The sequence below is a fragment of the Methylomonas sp. BW4-1 genome (genome assembly GCF_052474385.1).
This window is the reverse complement of sequence record NZ_CP184125.1, coordinates 1,189,563-1,208,277: the sequence shown is the minus strand read 5'-3', so window position 1 is coordinate 1,208,277 and position 18,715 is coordinate 1,189,563. Positions and strand designations below refer to the sequence as shown.

General features: G+C 53.6%; 29 protein-coding genes and 1 pseudogene. 13 read left to right on the top strand and 17 right to left on the bottom strand.

What is annotated here, in order from left to right:
* Nucleotides 1-53: 53 nt before the first annotated feature.
* From ACH5Y9_RS05595 to ACH5Y9_RS05530, 14 genes and pseudogenes are all read right to left on the bottom strand, one after another.
* Nucleotides 54-1,307: a conjugal transfer protein TraH gene (locus ACH5Y9_RS05595; RefSeq protein WP_445368859.1), complete on the bottom strand. Its 1,254-nt coding sequence runs from the start codon at nucleotides 1,305-1,307 to the stop codon at nucleotides 54-56.
* Between the two features lies 1 nt (nucleotide 1,308).
* Nucleotides 1,309-1,386: pseudogene (locus ACH5Y9_RS05590) on the bottom strand (conjugal transfer protein TraH); the annotation flags it as partial.
* A 116-nt stretch (nucleotides 1,387-1,502) separates the two neighbouring features.
* The gene (gene traF, locus ACH5Y9_RS05585) at nucleotides 1,503-2,513 is read right to left on the bottom strand and encodes a conjugal transfer protein TraF (protein ID WP_445368858.1); all 1,011 of its coding nucleotides are present in this window, start codon (nucleotides 2,511-2,513) and stop codon (nucleotides 1,503-1,505) included.
* Nucleotides 2,514-3,281: 768 nt separating this feature from the next.
* Nucleotides 3,282-3,875 (bottom strand): phage virion morphogenesis protein, encoded by a 594-nt coding sequence (locus tag ACH5Y9_RS05580; protein ID WP_445368857.1) that lies wholly within the window; start codon nucleotides 3,873-3,875, stop codon nucleotides 3,282-3,284.
* Between the two features lie 107 nt (nucleotides 3,876-3,982).
* A complete protein-coding gene (locus ACH5Y9_RS05575; RefSeq protein ID WP_445368856.1) occupies nucleotides 3,983-5,263 on the bottom strand; it encodes a PBECR2 nuclease fold domain-containing protein in 1,281 nt (426 codons plus the stop codon).
* Nucleotides 5,260-5,580 (bottom strand): hypothetical protein, encoded by a 321-nt coding sequence (locus ACH5Y9_RS05570; protein ID WP_205454298.1) that lies wholly within the window; start codon nucleotides 5,578-5,580, stop codon nucleotides 5,260-5,262. The genes ACH5Y9_RS05575 and ACH5Y9_RS05570 overlap by 4 nt, the downstream gene beginning before the upstream one ends.
* Nucleotides 5,577-7,163: a DUF935 domain-containing protein gene (locus ACH5Y9_RS05565; protein ID WP_445368855.1), complete on the bottom strand. Its 1,587-nt coding sequence runs from the start codon at nucleotides 7,161-7,163 to the stop codon at nucleotides 5,577-5,579. The genes ACH5Y9_RS05570 and ACH5Y9_RS05565 overlap by 4 nt, the downstream gene beginning before the upstream one ends.
* A gap of 93 nt (nucleotides 7,164-7,256) precedes the next feature.
* Nucleotides 7,257-7,640, bottom strand: a complete 384-nt coding sequence (locus tag ACH5Y9_RS05560) for a hypothetical protein (RefSeq protein ID WP_445368854.1) — start codon at nucleotides 7,638-7,640, stop codon at nucleotides 7,257-7,259.
* Nucleotides 7,630-9,324, bottom strand: coding sequence for a phage terminase large subunit (gene terL, locus ACH5Y9_RS05555; RefSeq protein ID WP_445368853.1), 1,695 nt, complete (start codon nucleotides 9,322-9,324; stop codon nucleotides 7,630-7,632). The genes ACH5Y9_RS05560 and terL overlap by 11 nt, the downstream gene beginning before the upstream one ends.
* A gap of 3 nt (nucleotides 9,325-9,327) precedes the next feature.
* Entirely contained in the window at nucleotides 9,328-9,549 is a 222-nt protein-coding gene (locus tag ACH5Y9_RS05550) for a hypothetical protein (protein WP_445368852.1), read from the bottom strand.
* Between the two features lie 68 nt (nucleotides 9,550-9,617).
* The gene (locus ACH5Y9_RS05545) at nucleotides 9,618-10,112 is read right to left on the bottom strand and encodes a DUF1804 family protein (RefSeq protein ID WP_445368851.1); all 495 of its coding nucleotides are present in this window, start codon (nucleotides 10,110-10,112) and stop codon (nucleotides 9,618-9,620) included.
* An 11-nt stretch (nucleotides 10,113-10,123) separates the two neighbouring features.
* Nucleotides 10,124-10,459 carry a hypothetical protein gene (locus ACH5Y9_RS05540; RefSeq protein WP_445368850.1) on the bottom strand — a complete coding sequence of 112 codons (336 nt, stop codon included), beginning with the start codon at nucleotides 10,457-10,459 and terminating at the stop codon, nucleotides 10,124-10,126.
* Nucleotides 10,456-10,782 carry a DUF4406 domain-containing protein gene (locus ACH5Y9_RS05535; RefSeq protein ID WP_445368849.1) on the bottom strand — a complete coding sequence of 109 codons (327 nt, stop codon included), beginning with the start codon at nucleotides 10,780-10,782 and terminating at the stop codon, nucleotides 10,456-10,458. The genes ACH5Y9_RS05540 and ACH5Y9_RS05535 overlap by 4 nt, the downstream gene beginning before the upstream one ends.
* A gap of 1 nt (nucleotide 10,783) precedes the next feature.
* On the bottom strand, nucleotides 10,784-11,131 hold the full coding sequence (locus ACH5Y9_RS05530) for a putative holin (protein ID WP_445368848.1): 348 nt from the start codon (nucleotides 11,129-11,131) through the stop codon (nucleotides 10,784-10,786).
* A gap of 148 nt (nucleotides 11,132-11,279) precedes the next feature.
* On the opposite strand from ACH5Y9_RS05530, the gene ACH5Y9_RS05525 reads away from it, so the two are divergent.
* From ACH5Y9_RS05525 to ACH5Y9_RS05485, 9 genes are all read left to right on the top strand, one after another.
* Entirely contained in the window at nucleotides 11,280-11,915 is a 636-nt protein-coding gene (locus ACH5Y9_RS05525; protein ID WP_445368847.1) for a DUF7338 family protein, read from the top strand.
* A gap of 3 nt (nucleotides 11,916-11,918) precedes the next feature.
* The gene (locus ACH5Y9_RS05520) at nucleotides 11,919-12,176 is read left to right on the top strand and encodes a hypothetical protein (RefSeq protein ID WP_445368846.1); all 258 of its coding nucleotides are present in this window, start codon (nucleotides 11,919-11,921) and stop codon (nucleotides 12,174-12,176) included.
* Nucleotides 12,177-12,181: 5 nt separating this feature from the next.
* Nucleotides 12,182-12,478 (top strand): hypothetical protein, encoded by a 297-nt coding sequence (locus ACH5Y9_RS05515; protein ID WP_445368845.1) that lies wholly within the window; start codon nucleotides 12,182-12,184, stop codon nucleotides 12,476-12,478.
* A complete protein-coding gene (locus tag ACH5Y9_RS05510) occupies nucleotides 12,475-12,669 on the top strand; it encodes a hypothetical protein (protein ID WP_445368844.1) in 195 nt (64 codons plus the stop codon). Before ACH5Y9_RS05515 ends, ACH5Y9_RS05510 begins: the two co-directional genes overlap by 4 nt.
* The gene (locus ACH5Y9_RS05505; protein ID WP_445368843.1) at nucleotides 12,662-12,841 is read left to right on the top strand and encodes a hypothetical protein; all 180 of its coding nucleotides are present in this window, start codon (nucleotides 12,662-12,664) and stop codon (nucleotides 12,839-12,841) included. Before ACH5Y9_RS05510 ends, ACH5Y9_RS05505 begins: the two co-directional genes overlap by 8 nt.
* The gene (locus ACH5Y9_RS05500; protein ID WP_445368842.1) at nucleotides 12,838-12,963 is read left to right on the top strand and encodes a hypothetical protein; all 126 of its coding nucleotides are present in this window, start codon (nucleotides 12,838-12,840) and stop codon (nucleotides 12,961-12,963) included. Before ACH5Y9_RS05505 ends, ACH5Y9_RS05500 begins: the two co-directional genes overlap by 4 nt.
* The gene (locus tag ACH5Y9_RS05495; RefSeq protein ID WP_445368841.1) at nucleotides 12,953-13,354 is read left to right on the top strand and encodes a single-stranded DNA-binding protein; all 402 of its coding nucleotides are present in this window, start codon (nucleotides 12,953-12,955) and stop codon (nucleotides 13,352-13,354) included. The genes ACH5Y9_RS05500 and ACH5Y9_RS05495 overlap by 11 nt, the downstream gene beginning before the upstream one ends.
* A gap of 21 nt (nucleotides 13,355-13,375) precedes the next feature.
* Entirely contained in the window at nucleotides 13,376-13,543 is a 168-nt protein-coding gene (locus ACH5Y9_RS05490; protein ID WP_445368840.1) for a hypothetical protein, read from the top strand.
* A gap of 85 nt (nucleotides 13,544-13,628) precedes the next feature.
* Nucleotides 13,629-14,156: a phage virion morphogenesis protein gene (locus tag ACH5Y9_RS05485; protein WP_445368839.1), complete on the top strand. Its 528-nt coding sequence runs from the start codon at nucleotides 13,629-13,631 to the stop codon at nucleotides 14,154-14,156.
* A 2-nt stretch (nucleotides 14,157-14,158) separates the two neighbouring features.
* On the opposite strand, the gene ACH5Y9_RS05480 is transcribed toward ACH5Y9_RS05485, so the two are convergent.
* From ACH5Y9_RS05480 to ACH5Y9_RS05470, 3 genes are read right to left on the bottom strand one after another with little or no spacing between them, the layout of a single operon-like run.
* Nucleotides 14,159-14,278, bottom strand: a complete 120-nt coding sequence (locus tag ACH5Y9_RS05480; RefSeq protein ID WP_445368838.1) for a DUF1660 family phage protein — start codon at nucleotides 14,276-14,278, stop codon at nucleotides 14,159-14,161.
* Nucleotides 14,278-15,066 (bottom strand): hypothetical protein, encoded by a 789-nt coding sequence (locus tag ACH5Y9_RS05475; RefSeq protein WP_445368837.1) that lies wholly within the window; start codon nucleotides 15,064-15,066, stop codon nucleotides 14,278-14,280. Before ACH5Y9_RS05475 ends, ACH5Y9_RS05480 begins: the two co-directional genes overlap by 1 nt.
* Nucleotides 15,063-15,467: a helix-turn-helix domain-containing protein gene (locus ACH5Y9_RS05470; protein WP_445368836.1), complete on the bottom strand. Its 405-nt coding sequence runs from the start codon at nucleotides 15,465-15,467 to the stop codon at nucleotides 15,063-15,065. Before ACH5Y9_RS05470 ends, ACH5Y9_RS05475 begins: the two co-directional genes overlap by 4 nt.
* Before the next feature lie 88 nt (nucleotides 15,468-15,555).
* Here ACH5Y9_RS05470 and ACH5Y9_RS05465 point away from each other — a divergent pair, with 88 nt between their 5' ends.
* From ACH5Y9_RS05465 to ACH5Y9_RS05450, 4 genes are read left to right on the top strand one after another with little or no spacing between them, the layout of a single operon-like run.
* Nucleotides 15,556-15,738 carry a DNA-binding protein gene (locus ACH5Y9_RS05465; protein ID WP_445368835.1) on the top strand — a complete coding sequence of 61 codons (183 nt, stop codon included), beginning with the start codon at nucleotides 15,556-15,558 and terminating at the stop codon, nucleotides 15,736-15,738.
* On the top strand, nucleotides 15,735-15,974 hold the full coding sequence (locus ACH5Y9_RS05460) for a hypothetical protein (protein ID WP_445368834.1): 240 nt from the start codon (nucleotides 15,735-15,737) through the stop codon (nucleotides 15,972-15,974). Before ACH5Y9_RS05465 ends, ACH5Y9_RS05460 begins: the two co-directional genes overlap by 4 nt.
* Entirely contained in the window at nucleotides 15,967-17,043 is a 1,077-nt protein-coding gene (locus ACH5Y9_RS05455) for a hypothetical protein (RefSeq protein ID WP_445368833.1), read from the top strand. The genes ACH5Y9_RS05460 and ACH5Y9_RS05455 overlap by 8 nt, the downstream gene beginning before the upstream one ends.
* Nucleotides 17,044-17,055: 12 nt before the next feature.
* Complete coding sequence (locus ACH5Y9_RS05450; protein ID WP_445368832.1) at nucleotides 17,056-18,714, top strand: Mu transposase C-terminal domain-containing protein; 1,659 nt, start codon at nucleotides 17,056-17,058, stop codon at nucleotides 18,712-18,714.
* Nucleotide 18,715 lies beyond the last annotated feature (1 nt).

Sequence of the window (18,715 nt, the reverse complement as noted above, 5' to 3'; positions counted from 1 at the left end):
GTCTTTTAAACAACGAGGGAGAAAAACATCATGGGGGACGGGAGAACGAGCGTTTAAGGACTTGGCCAAGCCATCCCGGAAGCCGGTAACTGCGCCACGGTGCCGTAGTGTTTGGGCTTCACGGTGGTCATCAGCTGCTGATAAAACGCCATCAGGGTTTGCGGATTGCCGTAGCGACCGGCTATGGTGACGTATTCATCTTGAATCTGCTCGCGGGCATCTTTCAAGGCATCCATCAGCAACTTGGCATAGGCATGGTCGTTCATGTGCGCGGCGGTTTGCACGGCATTGAGCAAATCGTTGACGATCAGTTGCGCCAGTTCCAGGGCAATCACCGGTGCGGCTTCTTCGGCCCAGAGTTTGGCAATCCCAACATCTTCCCTTGCCAGGTTATGAATCATGCCGCCGATGGCATCGGGTACGGTTTGCATGAAGGCTTTTTCGCTGTCGGTGATTTGGCCGGCATTGGTCGAGAATTTGTAGATTAGTCCGTTACCGGAATTCGCGGAACCCAACAGGATCTCCATCACCCGTTGCTTCAAGCCCACCAGATTGACGTTCTGGACAATGGGTTTCAGACACTGATCGGCATCGTGACCGTCGCTGCAGGTGTACATGCGCACGGTTTGATAACTGTTACCGGCATCGTTGCCGTAAATCAAATCCTTGATCCGCAATACTGGCGGCGGCGCGCTGATGGCGTTATTCTCGCCTTTACCGTCAGGTGCGGCTTGTGGGACGTCGACGATTACGGTACCGGAAATACTCATAGTCGCTTCCAGCAAACTGTTGCCGCCAAACCGAAACCAGCCGCCGGCGTTTTGATTGACCAAGGCCCGCCAGACCAGATTGCCCTGAATGATCTTGGTCATGTCGGTCGGGTCGTTCTGCTTGATCTGCTGTACCGGATCACCCAAGGTACTGGTATTGGTCCAGCTAGAAAACACATCCGAAATGCCTTGGGTAAACGAGGCATTGGACAGATTGGTCTTACTTTGCAGATCGAAGGCTTTGACCGTATCGTTGACCAAACCCTGAGCCAAGCGGCAGGAATTGCTGAACATCTGGTTCATTTCCTGGACTTTCTTTTGTAGGTCGGTCATCACCGAGGCGCACCAGGGGCACATGGCACCGACGGCCAGTTGAAACGCATAGCCTGAAGCATTGGCGGCGACATTGCGCAGCAATTGCACGAACTGGTTGAAGTTGATGAAACTGAAGCTGCCGGCGAACAAATCGATACCGCCGGCAGCCGGCGCTGAACGACGGCGGCACGAACGACACCAGGTTGGTGTTGGTGATGCCATTCCTCGCCACCAAACTGCCACCGGTAATCACGCCCCGACGTTGGCCTAAATGCGCGGTCGGGGCTGTGAAGTTGGTCATGGTACCGAACATGCTGTCCATTTCCTGTTGCAGGTCGGCATAGGCTGGAACGGAACTCTCGACCAACAAAATCAACACTACGATCTGACGATAGCGTATTCGACCCGTAAACGACGTCATGGCGTGCTCCCCAAATGTGCACTGCGTTGCAATGCCTGGATCAGTGACAGTGGATCTTGGGCTACTGCCGGACTGATGCTACCGGCTGTCGGCAACAGCATCGGCGTATTCCGAATGCCCTGGGTGGTTTGGTATTGCGTGGCATCGATCCAACCGGCTTCCTTAGCAGCCAGCAGAATCCGTCCGGTGACTTCCTCCAACGACAACGCGCCTTGCGCCAACGGCACAATTTGCTTGGGCGGTTTCATCAGAAACAGCGCCGGGGTTTGTTCAACGCCTAACATCGCCGCCTGACCGTTATCCCGTTTGAACTGACTGAAAAAACCATTCGGCATCGGTAAACCATCCAGCGACACGGGATAGATTTTGAAACCGTAGGCGTTTTCCAGCATCGCCAGAATCGGTGCTTGCACATGGCAATAAGGACAATCGGACCGAAAGAAAAACAAAATACCGGCTTGAGCGGCAATCGCCTTCAAGGCCCGCTCGGCCACCACGCTGGCCTGATGATTGGCTTCATTGGCCGCATAAGTCGCCACCGGCCGGCGCACCGTTTCATCGAGTTGCGGATCGGACATCACCACGTAGCGCGCGGCGTTGGTAAAACGCTCGGCTTTGTCCATCATCACCCGCTGCAGGTAATAAAACGCTGCGACATTCTCGGAACTCGGTTCGTCGATCGCCTGGTTCAGGTAATGCTCCAGGTTTTGCTTCAGCCAGGCGGAAGACAGCGGTTGGGGTTCTGTAGAAGGTTTGGCTTTCGGTTCTGAAGCCGATTTTTCCGAAGCATTGGCTTCAGGCTTGGGCAATCGCGGAAGAGGTTCAAGTGGTTTTTCAGCAGGGATGTTCTTGACCGACTCCGGCAACACCTCATACCAAAACCAGCCGCGCTGTTTGTCTTCGAAATACGACAAAGCAGGCGCCGGCAACGCCTCATCCCCGCAGACCATCGAGGTCGGCAGCGACAGAACGATCAGGAATGGAAGCAGGACGTTTTTGGAGCTCATAGCCGAATTGTCCAGCACTCCCCTGCCCCGGCTGTTTGCGAAAACTCGCTAATTTTTGAGTTTTCGCAAGTTGGGTCAAAAAAATTGTGCCTTACACGCCTGAATCAACGAAAACCGCGAAAACATCGACTTCTCACGGAAGGCCGTCAAACGCAGCCGATTAAAATTCATCGCGCAGGCGCAAGATTACGATGAAAAAACCTAGGGACATTTGCGTGACGATCGTCTCGAAGTGCCTAGGCTGACGAGGTTGACTGGGGGGATCAGCGAGAGCATGGCCGCCCTATACAGGTTTTTTCGTGCAATGTTCATACAGGGAAATGATTGACGCTTAGACGCCCATAAAGACTAGGCAAGTCGTTGATTCTATGAGGCGTTTCGTAAAAAAAACTTGTTAGGTTTTTGACTCGGATTTTGACTTGCCTTGAACCCGTAATTTTTTCCCAAAAAAGTCACTAGGTTTTTGCAGCGAAAAAACCTGTGGTTAAGAATAGGTTTTTGACATGAATCCGATTACCGAATCGAACGATCGAATGACGTATGCCGATGAATGCGTCGTTGAGTGAGAAGGGAGGTGATGAAAAACGGACGAATCACAACACCAAATTTCGCCCAGAAAACCACGAAATTCGCGGGATTCAGGCTAAAAACAAAAAATCTTGAATTCCGGACAGTTTAGGGATGAAAGTGCGGAAATATCCCGATGAATATCAGAAAAATAGCCCCAACAGTTGCGGAATAAATACCGTTTAAACGCCATTTATTCCGTCATCGAACGCGTTGTAAAACACGCAATAAATGATCAGCAGTCACATTCTCGACCAAGTTTTTATCGCTATCAGGAAAGCCGACCAGCTCCCGTTTTGGCAACCCAGGATGATTAACCCGTTTGGTGATAATGCCGGCGAACGACAGCGCTTTTTTATCCTTTGGAAGGATCGTATAAGGATCGGTTCCGCCATGATGCCACCCAGCCAACTTTGCATCTCTGGGGCCATCAAACCCCAAAACTAGCGTATCGCTCGAAACTTGATAATTGAAACTAGCCAGCATCCTACCAGAGTCCTTCAAAACACCGCCCCGTTTTGAGCGGATTTTTCTGGCTGCTTCGATGCTTAAAGATTTAGATTTTCGGAATGATTCATCCTGATTTTTCCAAACAGCGCTGCCCAAAGTCAAAGGCGACAACGCCTTCCAATCCTTACCTTCTGGATCAACCCCTGCCTCATGCCGCCGCCTATTCACACGTAACAACGATTCGCCGATGCTGCCAAGCATCTCTTCAGGCGTTGCAATTTCCCGGCGGATTGCCTCCATCATCCGATCTAAATGACTGGCCTCAAACTCTATCTCAAATTGCATAATCCACCGCCGCCTATATAATAAAGGTGTGAATCGGTCAGACTGCGCCTCGCGCGCTACTGCACAGTATCCGATCCATAAACGCGACCCTTAAAAGGTCGCGTTTTTTATTTCTTGAAGACCATCCTGCCGGCCCGCTGCCGATCAAAGTAACCCTCGCGCGCCTTTTCCGATTTTTGCGACCCCATAAACACCGTCGAGCCAGTCCAACCCGTCTGTCCCCACTCGAAAACCGCATACGCAAATTCATTTTTGCCGTCAATTTCCAAAGCCCGCAAATACCGACGTTTTAACCGCCAACGACCTTTTTCTTTGGTATCCTGTACCCAAACCCACCAGATTTCATCCGGTTCGATCAGCGTCATCGCCAACAAATTGAGATATTGCAGCCGGTGTTCTTTATCTGAATCAGCCAGCCACTTAAAATCGCCTTTACCATCCTCAAATAAAGCCTTGGTAATCGCCAGCGTACTGCCCGCCGCATCGGTAAACGCCGCGCCTTGCTCCAAGGTAGCGCCGAAAATATCCAAAAACTCAGTCACCGCCGCTGCCGGGGCGATATCGGCTGGCAACAAAATATTCGATGAAACCTTGGTCGGTTTCGGCATGTCCGGTACTTTAAACCCAGTCGGCCATGGCTTATCGCGCTGCTTCAATACAGCGTCGTAACCCGTCAACGGCGGCACAGTCAACGGTTCCAGATAGGCTTTACCCGGATTGTACGCAAACCCCGGATCGATCCCTTTCGGCACCCGCACCGTGCGCGGATTGCTGCCTTTAGCGCCAACGACCTTATCTTCCCACTCGATAGGCGGCGCGGCATCTGGCCCGGATTTACCTTTGGCCTGCCATGCCTGTTCCGCTTCGTAATTGGACAGTGAATTGACGCGACACCGACAGCCCCAACCGTTCTGTGGCATATGCGTATCCCACCAAACATCGTCTGCCGATAAAATCAAACCATCCCAGGCTTTATGCTCCAGGCGCGGATGCTCGATTGAGGTGTGGTCATATTCCCAATAAGGCCGCAAATGCTTGACCGCCACCATTTGTTGATAGCGCCCCGCGTTATAAGACTGGTTAATATTGGTATCGTAGATAATCTTGCTACGCCAACCCGCAGAACCGTTGTAACTCCAGCCGTGCTTGCCAACGATCTCATCAAACCGCTGCCGAAAATCCTCATAACCATCGCCGTTTTGTTTGGCGTCGAACAGCGCATTATAAAAATCCTCCACCAGCGCATCCTGCGCGGCGCCGGCCACCACAAACGCGTGGCTATGCTGCTCCTGCCAAATATCGGTCCAGCCGGATGTCGGCAGCTGGATTTTGGCCTTATAAAAATCAATCGCCTGGCTAAACGGCAATTTAGCGGGCGTATCGCTCAAAACACCATCTCCCAATACACTAAATTGCCGTCTTCGCGGATCGGTCGACCCGGAAACGGCGGTTTGTGACCTTTTGCACGCCAGCAATACAAGCGCCTGACGCTATAGCCCCCAATCAATTGGCGCTTCAATTCGCGCAAATCGGCACGGGTGATCGGCGCTTCCGGAAACGCCAGGTCGCCACCCATCTGCACTTCGCCACGGCCGATAAAATCTAGCGTGGTAATTAAATTAAACGGGTCGGCGTTTTCAAACGATTTGCCATCCTCAAACCGGCGCACGGTCGCTTGCTTAATCTCAATATGCACATTGCTCATCGACCACCGCCAATTTCATCGCGCCCCGCCAAATGCGCCGCCGCCATACCCAACTGCAACGAGTCCGCCCAGGCGGAACCGCTTAAATTCAACGCCTCGATCCCGGCAATCGCCTCATCAAACGAACCGGCCGCTGCCACCACCGCCGCAATCTGCTGAATCGCCGCCTCTTCGTGCGGCATGCATAGCGCCGCCAACTGCTGACTGTAATTGCCGACGATATCGCCGGACGCCTGTTGCTTTGCCAGTGCAGCCAGCCGCGTCAAAGCCGCATTAGCCGGTGATGGCGCCGCCGCTTTGCCGGATGCCGATAAAATCTTCGCATCCTTACCGGCCTTCGGGATTTGCAAGGCCTTATGCGCCCAATCCACTTCAATCTCCATCCCCATCGCCGCCGCTAAATCCAACACTTCCGCCATTGCTTTTTGATCCACCTCGTCGGCGGTGTCGTAGCGGAATTCTGGCGCGCGGTCTTTGGCAAACATGCCATTTAACAGCACAATAGGACGGACGATATCGCGGTTAACGGTCGGTTGAATCTGTTGGACGTCGTGCAGCATGATCTCCCGCCTTACTTTGTCATGCACTTTGCCCAGCGCATTGGTCGACGTTTTACCGTCCGCCTGGCTGGTCAACGTACCGCCTAGGATCGCCATCGACTGCTTGCGCTCCCAATACTGGATCGCGTTTAAAAAATCGGTGACGTTGCCTGTTGATGTTTGCGTGACAAAATCAATCGTCATCGTGCTGGGCACGATGCCGGCGCCGTCGTTGCCGATATTGCGCACAGCCTTCAGCAGCTGGTCGCGTTCGGCCTTACCGATGCCGCTCGGATATTTACCCAGGCGTAGCGGCATGCCGTACACCTCCAAAAACCGCTGCATGTCGCGCACGTTGTAGGCCTTGTACGCATACGTCCAGGCCAACACCCGGAACAGCGCCGCTTGCTCAATGTAGCCACTCTTAGCCCGGTGCTCATGAATGACCCACCCCCACTGCCGCAGTGACTCCGGTATGCCGTTTTTGCGATACATCAGCTCACCGGTTTTAAGTTCGATCTGAAACTCGCGCTGCGGTACCCAGTGCAAGGCTTCCGGCACCCATTCCGCGCCGGTCCGCCACTGGATCTCTTGAGCGGCCAACCCTTTACCAATCGCGTCCGTTAAATCGAATAAGACGTCAGAAAAGCTTTGGTATTTTCGCTGCGCGGCATCGTCAACTCCTTTGATCTGACACAGCATGTCCTTTAATTCCTGGGTGCGGTCGATCTCGGCTTGGGTCGCATCGTCCTTTGGATGCAAATCCCAATCTAACCCGGTCACAGCCCGGCGCCGCTTGGCAAGTTCCGCGAAAATATGCGGGTCTTGTTCTTCCACCAGCTCAAACAGCGTGGCCTGGTCGGTGATATAGCCCTGGTCGGCCTGGGCGAAGGCGGCGGCCAGGCGGGTCGGGTCCAGCGTGTTGACGCTCATGTAATTGAGCATGTGGCTTTGCGTGGATCGAGCGCCGGCTTGCAGGGTTTCCAGGCCTTTTTTGCTGACCTGGGTGAGTTTGGCTAGGGCGGCTTTGGCTTGTTTAATCATCGCCAACCTCCAGATCCCCAAAGGCTCTTAGCAAACCAAACAAAGCAGATAACCCCACCAACAATTACGCCAACGATTACACCAATAATTAATTCAAACATCCTCTACCTCCACTGAATACGGCGGCTTTGCGTAATCGACATCGCCGAACAATGCATCACTTGGAAATACCATCGTGTTCATTTCGCCGTATAGCTTTCCAACCTGATTAAAAACAGCGCTTGCTAACTTAGAGTCATAACAAAACTGGTTAACAAACGTCGATAAACTCGAACCTCGCTCATTGATATAAAGCCAATCAAGATAATCCGCCGCGATCCGCAACAACGCGACATTATTCAAATGCGCTGTGTGCTTCCATTTGGCTAATTCACGCTGCTTCAAAATATCGGCTTTTTCTTCATTCACTCGATTCAATATCTGGAGCTGCTCGTCGTCGGTGAACTCGCTTAGATCAAACGCTGTATCAATCATCATCCCAATCCTCATCATAATCAGCACTCCGGCGGCTGGTAGACCGGCGTTTGCCGCGCCCACCGCCCGCCGGCGTGTATTCAAATTCACCGCCAAACTGTTTGGCGATCTGCCACAGCATTTCCAGCGCGTCCGGGCCGTCGTCGTGATCGGCTTCCGGCCAGAACTTTAATTGCTCGATCAGCGTGGACTGGCTGCGGTGCAAGCGAATCAGCCCGTTGTTGATATGCGGTTGCAGGCTGATGATGCGCAGCGCCTTGTCGGTATCCGGCACTACCGGAATGCCCGGAAACGCAATACCCAACAGCGCCGCGCGTTTGATCAACTCGCTATGCAAAAACGCCTGGAACTGCACCGTTTCAACCGCCCAGGCCAAACAACCGTACTCGGCTTGCAGATCAATCGCTCGGCTAATGATCAAATCCGGTACGCGGCGGGCGATATCGGCTTCCACCACATCCAGCACCATCTTTTTGCGGTCCAAACCGCCCACCAAAATCGCCGACGGGTCGCCTTTAACCGTGCCTTTCTTACCCAATGAAGGGTCTATGGAGCCAAAATAAACCCAGTCTGAAAGCCGATTAACCCAGAATTGAATATATTTAAATGGCGCGTTTTCATCATTGCCCGCTTCGTTTTGCTGCTCCTGGCTAAAGGCGTCGTGATTAATCGCCCGCATGCACATCAGCCGGTACAAAGGACGCACGTCCGGCCAGCTGACCACCGCGCCGGCGTCCATGGCGACCTTATTCTTTATATAAAACGCCAGCGCCTCGGCCTCGAACCGTTCCTTTTCGTCATCCTCGCCGCTGCGGGTATACAGCGCTTCCCACTGGTCCCAAAGGTCCATGCGGTCCGGCCATTTCAGAATCGACCGAAACACCTTGCGCCGCCAGCCCGGCGCACGGCTGACGCGGTTGATTGCCGCGTCGTAATGCAAACTGGTGCCCACCCAAAACACATCCATGCCGCCGCCCGGTCCGGCCAAACCCAGCACCGCGCTTAATACGTACTTTTGCACCTTGTCGCGCTGGCCCTTGTCCTTGACGTTCTCGTCGTTCTCCAAGTCGTCCAGAAAGATCAGGTCAGGCCGGTGTGGGCCGTGCTTCATACCCCGGATTTTCTTGCCGGTACCGCCGATGCGAATCTTGATGTTGTTGGCGGTGATGGCGGTCGTCGCCTGCCACACCCGCCCCCGGCCGCAGGCGTCCGGAAAGTCCATCATCAGGCGCGGATTGGTATCCAGCTCGGCCTTGATGCTTTCCAGCATCTCCGCTGCCTGTTCCTCGGTGTTCATGATGATGCCGATCATGTGCTTGCGGCCGGTGACGATGCACCACAGCGACCCCAGTTGGGTTTCGTAAGTGGATTTAGCCTCGCCGCGTGGCGCTTGGTGCACTTCGCGGCCATCGGCGGCGCCGTCGATCACTTGCGGGAAGCGCAGGAAGATAAACTCGTGAAACTGGCTAAAATGCGGCGTGGGGACGTAGTGCGGGAAATAGGTTTTGCAGAAATAGCCATAGTCGTGCCAGGCACGTTCCCGCCGCTCCTTACTCGCCGCCGGATCGGTCGCAAACGCCTCGCACTCCAGCTCGATCTGCTGACGGATTTGCTCGCCGAGCAGGGCCAGCTCGCGTTCGAACTCTTTCCAATTTTTGACTTCTTGGATGTCGAGAGAGTCAGACATGGTTTAGCGCTGCACGTGCTCGCTTAGCACCCATGTGGTTTTTGCCACCATCTCGTTTTCCCAGTCCTGCGGAGGAGTGGTTAGGTAGCTACGGCTGTCAGATTCCAGATTTTCAACGGCTGCGCCGAATTCATCGCGCAGAACCTGTTCAATCCTGGCCAATACCAACGATTTGCCTATTCCGACAGGTCCAACGATAACAATATGCCCAATTTCATCAGCCATTGATATGCTCCAATTTTTTAACGGTTCGGTGGGTTACGCTGTCGCTAACCCACCCTACATTGTTCGAATCACCCATACCTTTTCCCCAACACCGCCCCAATATCTTCAAGATAAGGCTGCAAGGCCCTAAGCGCCGGCGGATCGCGCTGGCGCAATTCATCGGCGATAATCCGCAGCGTATCCAGCGCCACCGACAAGCCGCTAAACTGCGGATTGATGCGGCTGAACGCCTTACTAAACTTGGCATACGCATCCGCCAACTGCGCCAACAACTGAGCCTTTTCCGCTGCCGGAATCGGTGCGGTTTCCAGCTCCCGGGTGGTGGTAATCACCTGGCGGGCAAAATCCTCCACCAGCTGCTTATTCAGGTCATCGATGCCTTGCTCGCTGATTCGGTAGGCCGCCCGCGCCGTGTCCCAGTCGTCGCCGCGTTCTTTTGCCAGCTGTTTCCAGCTGCGCGCGGTGTCGTAGCTCACGCCGCAACAAATCGCCGCGCCGTTAAGCGGCATGCCTTCGATGTAACTGCGGCGGACGTTATCGCGGGTTTCTTGGGAATGTGCCACGTGTGCCCCTGTTATAAGTGCATCTGGCGTTTGATAAGCTCTATCGCCGCTGCTGTCATCACGCCACTGACCAAGCCACCTATCGCACCGCTTTTGGCAATGTCCACCGCCTGGCGCTTGTCTTCCGCTTCCAGCGCGGTGATGCGACCGCCCATGGTGTCGATATGCTTCATCAACCGGCTTTCCATCGCGTTCATTTGCTCTTTGGAAGCATCTTCTATCCGGTGCAGATCTTTGCGGATCACTTCAATTTGCACCATTAAACTTTGATGCATCACCCGCAGTTCGCCGGTCAATTGGCCCAAGGCCTGGGCGACGGCGGTATCGTTATTGTTCTGGTCGCTCATGGTGCATCCTTGAGTAATGAGGGGTTGAGTAAATCCGCCGCCAAACATATTTTTAAGCCCAGCTCGGTGGCTACCTGGTGTTCCAGCCGCGCGCCGCGCGAGCCTTCCCAGCCCGGCAAAAACGCCACCACCTCGCAGGCCAGCACCTGGCGTAATGCCAGGCGCATATAGCCCGCCCAGGTGCCGCAGGCCGGTGCCTGGTTCTCGGCGGGGTTTTCCACCACAAAGCCTTTGGCACGCAGCTGCTCGGCGGTTGCATTGAACAGCGGATAGTTGTAATCGGCGATGCCGGTCATAGGCCCGGCCAGATACAGGCGCGGCATGTCAGACACCCAATCCAATCGCCAAAACACACACCACCACAATCACGGCTCGGCGCAGCGTGGCGGCGATAAACACGCGCCGATAGCCGGCGTTGATGGGGTAATCGGCATCATCAAACTTGGGCCGGCGTGGTTCCAATCGATTTTCACCCAATGCCAAATAACCACTGGGCCGCGCATACGGAAACAGCAACAAATCCAGGTAATAGCCGGATACGCCGCCGCTAAACAGCAAGGCAAAGTGCAGGATCGTGGGTGCGGCTTGCTCGGGGTTAAGCAGCCAGGTCAAAACAAATACTGCTAACAGCAAACCTGCTAGCAGCCACAGGGTTGGGCCGGTCAATTTCATCGTCATCTCCAAAAGGTCGGTTAAGCACTCGGGAGATTGCAGGTTACGCGCGCGCGTAAGGTTTTCTTAGGCTGGAAACGTTTCCAGCGCTGGCGGCGAGCAGTGCCCGGCGTAGAGTGCGAGGCCACTTCAACCCATAGGCACACACATGAAAAAGGCACTAGCGTTTTTACTCACTCACGCGGCGGGGCTGTTCCTGCTGCTGGTACACACCGTATTACCCATGGTCGGCAAATTGATAGACCGCTGCCGAACGCGGGAGCTATTCAATATTTGGATACCGCTCCGCATCGTCCAATGGTTGCTCTACGCGCCTATCCATGTGTTTCTGGTGGTATTGGTGCGGCCCTGGCTGGCCTGGGTAGCGGTGAAATGGTTCAGTACCAAAGACAAACTCGGTCTACAGCCCTGGCTGTTTTGGTTTATGACCATAGATAACCCATTGAGCGGCGATGAAGGCTGGCAAACCGAACACATCCCGCCCGGCTCCGACCCGTTGAGCGACGAAAACCGCACCGACTGGATGCGCCGCAACGGCTTTAATTGGCTTAACCACTGGATATTGGGCTGCAAAAGCGATGATGTATGGACGTTGTTCAACCTGGCTATACAGAACGAGCATTGGCTGTGGGTGCGCCCGGACGGCTATTGGCTGGTGAGAGCGTACATCCCCTGGCGCGAAAAATATCTGAATCTATTTTTGGGTTGGTCGTTGTTCGGCGAGATAGACGGCCGCTGCAAATTCACGTTGACCATTCGTTTTAAAGATGCAAAGCCGGAGTAGCCCATGTTTGCAAAGCTCTATGGACCCGATGACCACCAAGTATTAGTCAAGCTGGACGAAGGCGATGAAGGACCGGAAGTGCGGTTTTATTTCAAGCCCGCCGGCCTGGGTATCTGCTCCTCGGCATTGATATTTAAAGACGACGCCGATGACGCCTGGGATAGAGCCGAGGCGGCGTTTGCTGGTATTGATGAACAAAAGGCGATGGAGGTCGTTGAGGGAATCAAAGAAAGCCTGGCCAATCACTTTGGTGAAGGTTAATAGATATGAGTCCCGCAATGACGGCATTTCTGATTTATTTGGACATCTGCTTATTCGCATTGGGCGGATTTTATTTAGCGCTGCTTATGACTCGTATGCTTGCGTTTGGCGGCGTGATATTCGACTGGACACTGTTTAACTTCCCTTTGAAGCGGCTTTATGAAATCGAAAGCGACTGGCTGTTTCGTTTAAGCAGTCTGTGGATCGGCGTACATTGGTCGCCGTATAACAAACGGCTGTGTATCAATCCTTTGCCGTGCCTGACTTTATGGGTTGTTCTACCTGGAGGCAATGCGCCATGAGCTGGTTGGCAATCATTTTAGCCTTTGTAATCGGCTGGGAAGCGGCGCACAGAACAGTAGCCACAGAATGCAAAAAGTTAGGCAAGTTTTACGTCGGTAACGAGGTGTTTGAATGCCGGAAAATTAGTCATTCAGCTGGCTATCAACCCGCAGCCGATAGCGATACACCCACACCGCCAGGCAATGAGTAATTGGCAAGCCCGTGTCGACAGCAACTACCAACGCATCAAAACGTATTACGAAAGTCGCGGCGGCACCCGTTGGCAGGATGTCACCGCCGATCCTCGTTTCTTTAACCGGGTATGGCGCAACCTGTTGCGGCTACCCAAGGGCGATAACCCACCACCCAAGGAGTATCGATGAAAGCCTTTTTTGATAGACCGCTATTTACTGGCAGCGCCGCCGTGGTGGCCGTGCTTATCTGTATCGCCATGCTGGCCGGCGAAGGTTGCAGGGTAGTGGCTGGGAGGTTGCATGCTCTTTAAAGTCCAGCTGATAGGCCGCCTGGGCGGCGACCCGGACGTGCGCTACCTGCCGGACGGCACGGCCACCGCCACCATCAACCTGGCGACCACCCGGCGCTGGAAAGACCGCAACACCCAGGAACGCAAGGAAGAAACCGAGTGGCACCGCGTGGTGTTCTTCAGCGGCCTGGCCGATATCGCCAAACAATACCTGGCAAAAGGCGCGCAAATCTACGTCGAAGGCCGTTTGAAGACCCGCAAATGGCAAGGCCACGACAACCAGGAGCGCTACACCACCGAGATTATCGCCGCCGATATGAAAATGCTGTCCGGCAAAAAAGACAGCCCGGCGCAAAACCCTAACATCCCGCCGGCTGCGGCGGATGATTTTGACGATGACATTCCATTTTGATTGCTACCAAAGGAGCACACCATGAAACTAGGCATAGACTGGAGCCAAAACTCCACCAAACGCGGCGCGATCTGGCTAATCGCCGGCATCATTGGCATTTATTACAGCTGGGGCACTCATGACGTCAACCAACTGCTGTCGGTGGCATCCGCCGTGGCGGGTGGGTTGGGTGTGGGGGTTAAGGATTAAAAACGAGGGCCATGAGCCCCAATTAGAGCGCCAAGAGCGCCTAACCTCAGAGGGCCTTTGAGCCCCTTTTTTTCTGGAGGAATCTATGCAGTTCGATCTTGAATTCGATACCAGTCATTTGAGCTATATCTTACGTGCTGCCAGACAGGAAATAGATCAACCCGAAGCGATGTTGAACAGCATCGGCGAATCTTTATTGCGGGTTAATCGGAAACGCCATGAAAAAGGCGTCGATCCGGAAGGCAAGGAGTGGAAACAGCTGTCCGATTTGACATTGGCAGAGGGGAATCGCAAAGGCGGACCGCTGAAAAAAACAGGACGGATGCTTATGAGCCTGCTCTATCAAACTAATAACGATGAGCTTCACTTATGGTTTGATGGTGCGCGAGATGCCAAGCTGGCAGGCTTTCATCATTTTGGTACCAATCCTTATGACATCGTGCCAAAGCACGCGCAGGTATTGGCCTTTGCCGGCATTGTAACCAAGCGTGTCCACCATCCAGGCCTTCCTAAGCGTGAGCTGATTGGCTTTCCGGATTCGGATAGGACGCTAGTTGAAAATGTCATGACAGATCATTTAACAAAAATTTTGCAGCGCGCTAGAGCCAAATAGATTTAATACGTCTGAAAGCGTCTCCCACACCGGCGGCAAATAAATATTTTGTCGCCTTCCAGGCTTCTCATTACAAATCGCCATTTGTGGCCGATTAGGCGGCAGATTAGGGATTTGATCATTATCTTGAAAACGGGATTTTTTCGCCTCGCTCCATGATGCCGACAGAGCCGTTCATCTGAGAGCGAAAATACAACACGATGTGTCCGTTCTGATAAATACCAACAGTGTGGTAATTGGTATCTTCAATGCCGTACCAGCGCTCACCAGTGTTTGAAAACTTATCGGTAATAACCTCATAACGCTTTGTTTCTCCTTTCCCCCAATCGTTGTCCGTTGGGGCTGCGTGCCACGCCGTCATGGTGCCGTCGTCTCTAATTTCCCATTTCACCCACTCAAAGGGGAATGCCCCTGTCGTGTAAAGTGGCTGGGTGTACGTCCAGGTGCCGAGCATTTTCGATTTAGCAGATTCGATGCTGGTAGGTGGCTGTAATTGTTCTTGGCGATCTATCATCGTCGGTATGCTGGCAGCAAGCATTATTGTGGCTAAAAAGCCGCCAGCCCATTGAATGATTTTCGATTGACCAGCCCTGCGCATTACCCATACCCAGCTGCCATAAAAAACTAGGGCAACCCCTAAATATCCCCAGGCTACAGAAAAATCGCGTGTTGTGTGTTCTGGCTGAATTGGATTGGGGTTAACCTGATAATCGATTTGGTTGTCACCCGATGATGTGATAACGGTAGCCACACAATCTCGGACGCCAGTCACCTGATCAACAGACTTTTCTTTTACGTCTTTAAAGCCTTGGATTTTGACGTGTTTATCCTTTGTTTCCTTCAAACTCTCCAAGTGTTTTTTAAAACTACTTAACGTATCCCCGCTATCGCAAGGCGGCGTTTCGCTCATTCCTTATCTCCTTCGTTGGTGGGTTCGGTTTCTTCGCCGGTTTGCATGGCTTGATAGACGGCTGGCATATCCGACCATTCAATTCCGCTTGAAATCCTCAAGAAGTTTAAGCCGTCTAGGCCTTGTTGCGCCAACCCTTTGGTAGCTAATGCTCGGCATTGGCGTAGGTAGGCCAATTCCGTAGGTGTGCAGGCGACGTTTTCAAAGCGTTTACCAGTAATCACATATCCGACATCTATACCAAACACAGCAACCTTAGCAAGGTAAGCGGATTTTGGAGGGGTTGCATTTCCTTCATATGAGATTTGCGTGCGCGTTGTAGTGCCAGCTGCTTCTGCCATTGATTTTTGCGTGAGCTTCAAACGCTCACGTTCTTCTTTTAATCGACTACCTGCGCTCATGAAATAAATTTCCTGTTTTTATAATTGACACGTGAAGAAACTTTCACTATATTAAGTCACGTCTTAACATTTCAAAGGAGCTTAGGCCATGACACTAGAAGAAGTCAAAGCGGATTTGCGGAGGAAGGGTGTGACCCAGAAGCAGTTCGCGAAACAACACAATCTGAATTACCGCACGGTACTAGCCGTGATGAACGGTACCAACAAAGGCAACTACGGCGAGGCGCATAAAGTGGCTGTCGCTCTTGGATTGAAGCAGGAGGCAGCATGAACAAATTATTAGAAACAGCGAGTGAAAAAAGACCAACGCTTTGCGCAGAGGCTGCAACACGTCTTGTGGTTATGTCAGAAGCTTACGTGCGCAATAAAGCTAAAAAATGGTTGATGATTGACGAGGATATTGATGGCCTGATTGACACTATGAAACGCAATGGAGCGGGCGTCTCATTAATTTGCTTGGCTGTGAGTCTTGGCGCGGTGCTCACAAGCGAGGTGTCTGATGACTGAGCCAGATATCGATTTGGGGATTGGCTCTTTGCCGTTGGCCGAATTGGATGTAAGTAATCTGTCAACTAGTGTATTGCCAGTTTTAAGTGATCGGGGCGCCCAAGGCAACGCTGACCGTGATTTGTTAAATCAAATCCTTGGTCAAGCCCAAGCCGCCCAGGCGATTCAACAAATTTCCCGAACGCTCGGAGTTTCTAAGCTGGCGTATGTCAAAGAAACCAAGCTTTATAAGGCGCTGAAGGGCACAAAAAAACCGAACTGTTCGGAATTTTTCAAGGGAACTTGGGATGAGTTCTGTGCTTTGCAGGGTATTTCTGTCGATAAAGCCGACCATGATATTGCCAATCTTAACGCTTTCGGCGAAGAAGCCTTGGAAAGTATGTCCCGTATAGGCATCGGCTACCGCGACATGCAGCAATATCGCAGGCTTCCGGATGAAGAGCGTACTGCGCTGATCGAAGCGGCAAAGGCTGGTGATAAAGATCAATTCTTGGACATGGCTGAATCGATCATCGAGCGACATGCCAAAGAAAAGGAAACGCTGCAGAAAGAAATCGCCGATAAGGATGCGCGACTCGATGACATGGAAAACGCAAAGGGAAAACAAATCAAACGCCTTGAAGCGGAATTGGAACACCGCGACACCATGATCGAAAAATTCAAAAACCGCGACAACCGCGACTACGTGTTTCTGCCGCAAACCCACATCGTCCGCGAAGAGTGCTTGGCCTACCAAGCCGAGTGCGAAGTGGCTTTAAACAGCCTGCAAGCGGTGTTTAACGGCGAGTTATTCGGCGAACAAATCACCGAGCGGGATTTGCGTATCGAGCAAATCTACATCACCGCCAACGTGATTGCCGCCCGCGCTACGGCCTTGATCGAACGCATCCGCGAAAAAAGCATGATCGACTTGCCGGACACCATTGCCAGCAAGCACATGTTGACCGATGACGAGGCTGAGCATTGGTTGCTGGATTACCCATTGATCGAGCGCAAGCACGAAGCCGCCAAGGCTAAGCGCGAAGACGCCAGGCCCAAAGGCCCAGGCCGGCCGAAGAAGGGCCAATAAGGGGCATGTGTCATGCGCAGCAACCCATTAGTTCAACGCGTGGATAAGCAGTCGCCTGCCGTTCGCACCACTGCCCAGGTTATCGCGCTACGTCAGCGCGATCCCTGGAAAGAGGCCAGCGACAGTCAGCGCGCCGTGGCAACCGCCCGGTTGGACATTGTTCACGCGATACACGAGATGGAGCGCGATGGCTTTAGCGCTAACAAGGCGGTGGAAACCCTGCTGGCCCGTGCCGAAGTTGGCAGTCTGCACCCGTATGTACAAAACGCCATGCAGCGCGCCGCCAAGGCCGGCCGAATCTCGCCCAGCCGCAGCGCAATCTTCGAATGGCTAAAGGTCGTTAAAGACGGTGGCGGTAGAGTCGATCTGTTGGAGGCTCACAAAGGCAAAGTGGTTAAAGAGCAGCCCGCTTGGTGGGGGCCGGCGCTGGAGTATTACAACCAGCCCAGCAACCCGGAAATGTCGGTGGTGTGGCGGCAACTGGCGGAGGTGGACGGCTTTGCTTGCACTTACGACCAGGTCAAAAACTACCTGAAAAGCGTACCGGCCATGCTGGGCCGTCACAGCCCGGCGCGGATCGGTCGCAAGCTGTATCGGTTGACCGAGAAGGCTTACATCCGCCGCTGTACCGAGCGCGCGCTGCCGGGCGACGTCTACGTGGCCGACGGTTACATGGCCGATATTTACCTGGTCAACCCTATCGACGGCAAGTTCCCCTGGCGTCCGGAGCTGACGGTGGCCATGGACATGCGCAGCCGCTTTATTGTGGGTTGGCGGGCCGACGAGCACGAAGGCACCACCGCCGTGCAGAACTTGTGGGCGGAGACTTTCGCCCGCTGGAACCACGTGCCGCTGTTTTTGTATGTGGATAACGGCTCCGGCCATAAAAACAAGCTGATGAGCGATGAGATGACCGGTTTTTATGCCCGCCACAACATCGAGGTGATTCACGCCATACCGGGCAACCCGCATGGCAAGGGCTGGATAGAACGCTTCTTTGTGGAAGTAAAGCGTGACTTTCTAAAGGCTTGGCGTCCCGCGTTTTACTGCGGCGACGACATGTGCGACGAGGCCCGCGCGGAAACCATCAAGGCCGTTAAGGCCGGCCAGCTGCAAGCGCCCACCCTGATGGAGTTTGCTGACGCGTTTAACGCCTGGATAGACCGCTACGTGCAACGCCAGCATCCGGAGAACAAGCACGTCACGCGACAGCAGATTTGGGGCGAACTATCGCCGCTGCCGCCGCATGCCGATTTGCTGGAGATGAAGCGGCAAGCGGTGGTGCTGACCGTCAAGCGGGCCAGCATTACCCACAACAAACGCCAGTACGGCCATCCGGACCTGCATGCCTACAACCACATGCCGGTGGTGCTGGAGTACGACTTGATGGACAACCGCGTGGCCGTGATCCGCACCCAGGACGGCCGCTGGATCTGCGACGCACATTTGATCAACGCCATAGATGCCGTCGACAAGAGCCGCCTGGAAGAACGCCGCGACAAGCGTGTGGACGATCAGCGAAAACGCTTGCAGCGCAAAGTGGACGAACTCAACGCCCGCGCTGGCCTGGTGATAGACGCCGACGCCGTCGCCAGCGACGCGCAAACCCTGTTGGACCAAACCCCGGCCCTGCCGGAAACCATTGAGATTGATATTTTTAACTTTGAGTAGG

Coding starts and splice junctions, on each gene's coding strand:
- ACH5Y9_RS05595 (WP_445368859.1), bottom strand. CDS start 1,307: ATGGCATCACCAACACCAACCTGGTGTCGTTCGTGCCGCCGTCGTTCA.
- traF (WP_445368858.1), bottom strand. CDS start 2,513: ATGAGCTCCAAAAACGTCCTGCTTCCATTCCTGATCGTTCTGTCGCTG.
- ACH5Y9_RS05580 (WP_445368857.1), bottom strand. CDS start 3,875: ATGCAATTTGAGATAGAGTTTGAGGCCAGTCATTTAGATCGGATGATG.
- ACH5Y9_RS05570 (WP_205454298.1), bottom strand. CDS start 5,580: ATGAGCAATGTGCATATTGAGATTAAGCAAGCGACCGTGCGCCGGTTT.
- ACH5Y9_RS05565 (WP_445368855.1), bottom strand. CDS start 7,163: ATGATTAAACAAGCCAAAGCCGCCCTAGCCAAACTCACCCAGGTCAGC.
- ACH5Y9_RS05560 (WP_445368854.1), bottom strand. CDS start 7,640: ATGATGATTGATACAGCGTTTGATCTAAGCGAGTTCACCGACGACGAG.
- terL (WP_445368853.1), bottom strand. CDS start 9,324: ATGTCTGACTCTCTCGACATCCAAGAAGTCAAAAATTGGAAAGAGTTC.
- ACH5Y9_RS05550 (WP_445368852.1), bottom strand. CDS start 9,549: ATGGCTGATGAAATTGGGCATATTGTTATCGTTGGACCTGTCGGAATA.
- ACH5Y9_RS05540 (WP_445368850.1), bottom strand. CDS start 10,459: ATGAGCGACCAGAACAATAACGATACCGCCGTCGCCCAGGCCTTGGGC.
- ACH5Y9_RS05535 (WP_445368849.1), bottom strand. CDS start 10,782: ATGCCGCGCCTGTATCTGGCCGGGCCTATGACCGGCATCGCCGATTAC.
- ACH5Y9_RS05530 (WP_445368848.1), bottom strand. CDS start 11,131: ATGAAATTGACCGGCCCAACCCTGTGGCTGCTAGCAGGTTTGCTGTTA.
- ACH5Y9_RS05525 (WP_445368847.1), top strand. CDS start 11,280: ATGAAAAAGGCACTAGCGTTTTTACTCACTCACGCGGCGGGGCTGTTC.
- ACH5Y9_RS05520 (WP_445368846.1), top strand. CDS start 11,919: ATGTTTGCAAAGCTCTATGGACCCGATGACCACCAAGTATTAGTCAAG.
- ACH5Y9_RS05515 (WP_445368845.1), top strand. CDS start 12,182: ATGAGTCCCGCAATGACGGCATTTCTGATTTATTTGGACATCTGCTTA.
- ACH5Y9_RS05510 (WP_445368844.1), top strand. CDS start 12,475: ATGAGCTGGTTGGCAATCATTTTAGCCTTTGTAATCGGCTGGGAAGCG.
- ACH5Y9_RS05505 (WP_445368843.1), top strand. CDS start 12,662: ATGAGTAATTGGCAAGCCCGTGTCGACAGCAACTACCAACGCATCAAA.
- ACH5Y9_RS05500 (WP_445368842.1), top strand. CDS start 12,838: ATGAAAGCCTTTTTTGATAGACCGCTATTTACTGGCAGCGCCGCCGTG.
- ACH5Y9_RS05495 (WP_445368841.1), top strand. CDS start 12,953: ATGCTCTTTAAAGTCCAGCTGATAGGCCGCCTGGGCGGCGACCCGGAC.
- ACH5Y9_RS05490 (WP_445368840.1), top strand. CDS start 13,376: ATGAAACTAGGCATAGACTGGAGCCAAAACTCCACCAAACGCGGCGCG.
- ACH5Y9_RS05485 (WP_445368839.1), top strand. CDS start 13,629: ATGCAGTTCGATCTTGAATTCGATACCAGTCATTTGAGCTATATCTTA.
- ACH5Y9_RS05480 (WP_445368838.1), bottom strand. CDS start 14,278: ATGATCAAATCCCTAATCTGCCGCCTAATCGGCCACAAATGGCGATTT.
- ACH5Y9_RS05475 (WP_445368837.1), bottom strand. CDS start 15,066: ATGAGCGAAACGCCGCCTTGCGATAGCGGGGATACGTTAAGTAGTTTT.
- ACH5Y9_RS05470 (WP_445368836.1), bottom strand. CDS start 15,467: ATGAGCGCAGGTAGTCGATTAAAAGAAGAACGTGAGCGTTTGAAGCTC.
- ACH5Y9_RS05465 (WP_445368835.1), top strand. CDS start 15,556: ATGACACTAGAAGAAGTCAAAGCGGATTTGCGGAGGAAGGGTGTGACC.
- ACH5Y9_RS05460 (WP_445368834.1), top strand. CDS start 15,735: ATGAACAAATTATTAGAAACAGCGAGTGAAAAAAGACCAACGCTTTGC.
- ACH5Y9_RS05455 (WP_445368833.1), top strand. CDS start 15,967: ATGACTGAGCCAGATATCGATTTGGGGATTGGCTCTTTGCCGTTGGCC.
- ACH5Y9_RS05450 (WP_445368832.1), top strand. CDS start 17,056: ATGCGCAGCAACCCATTAGTTCAACGCGTGGATAAGCAGTCGCCTGCC.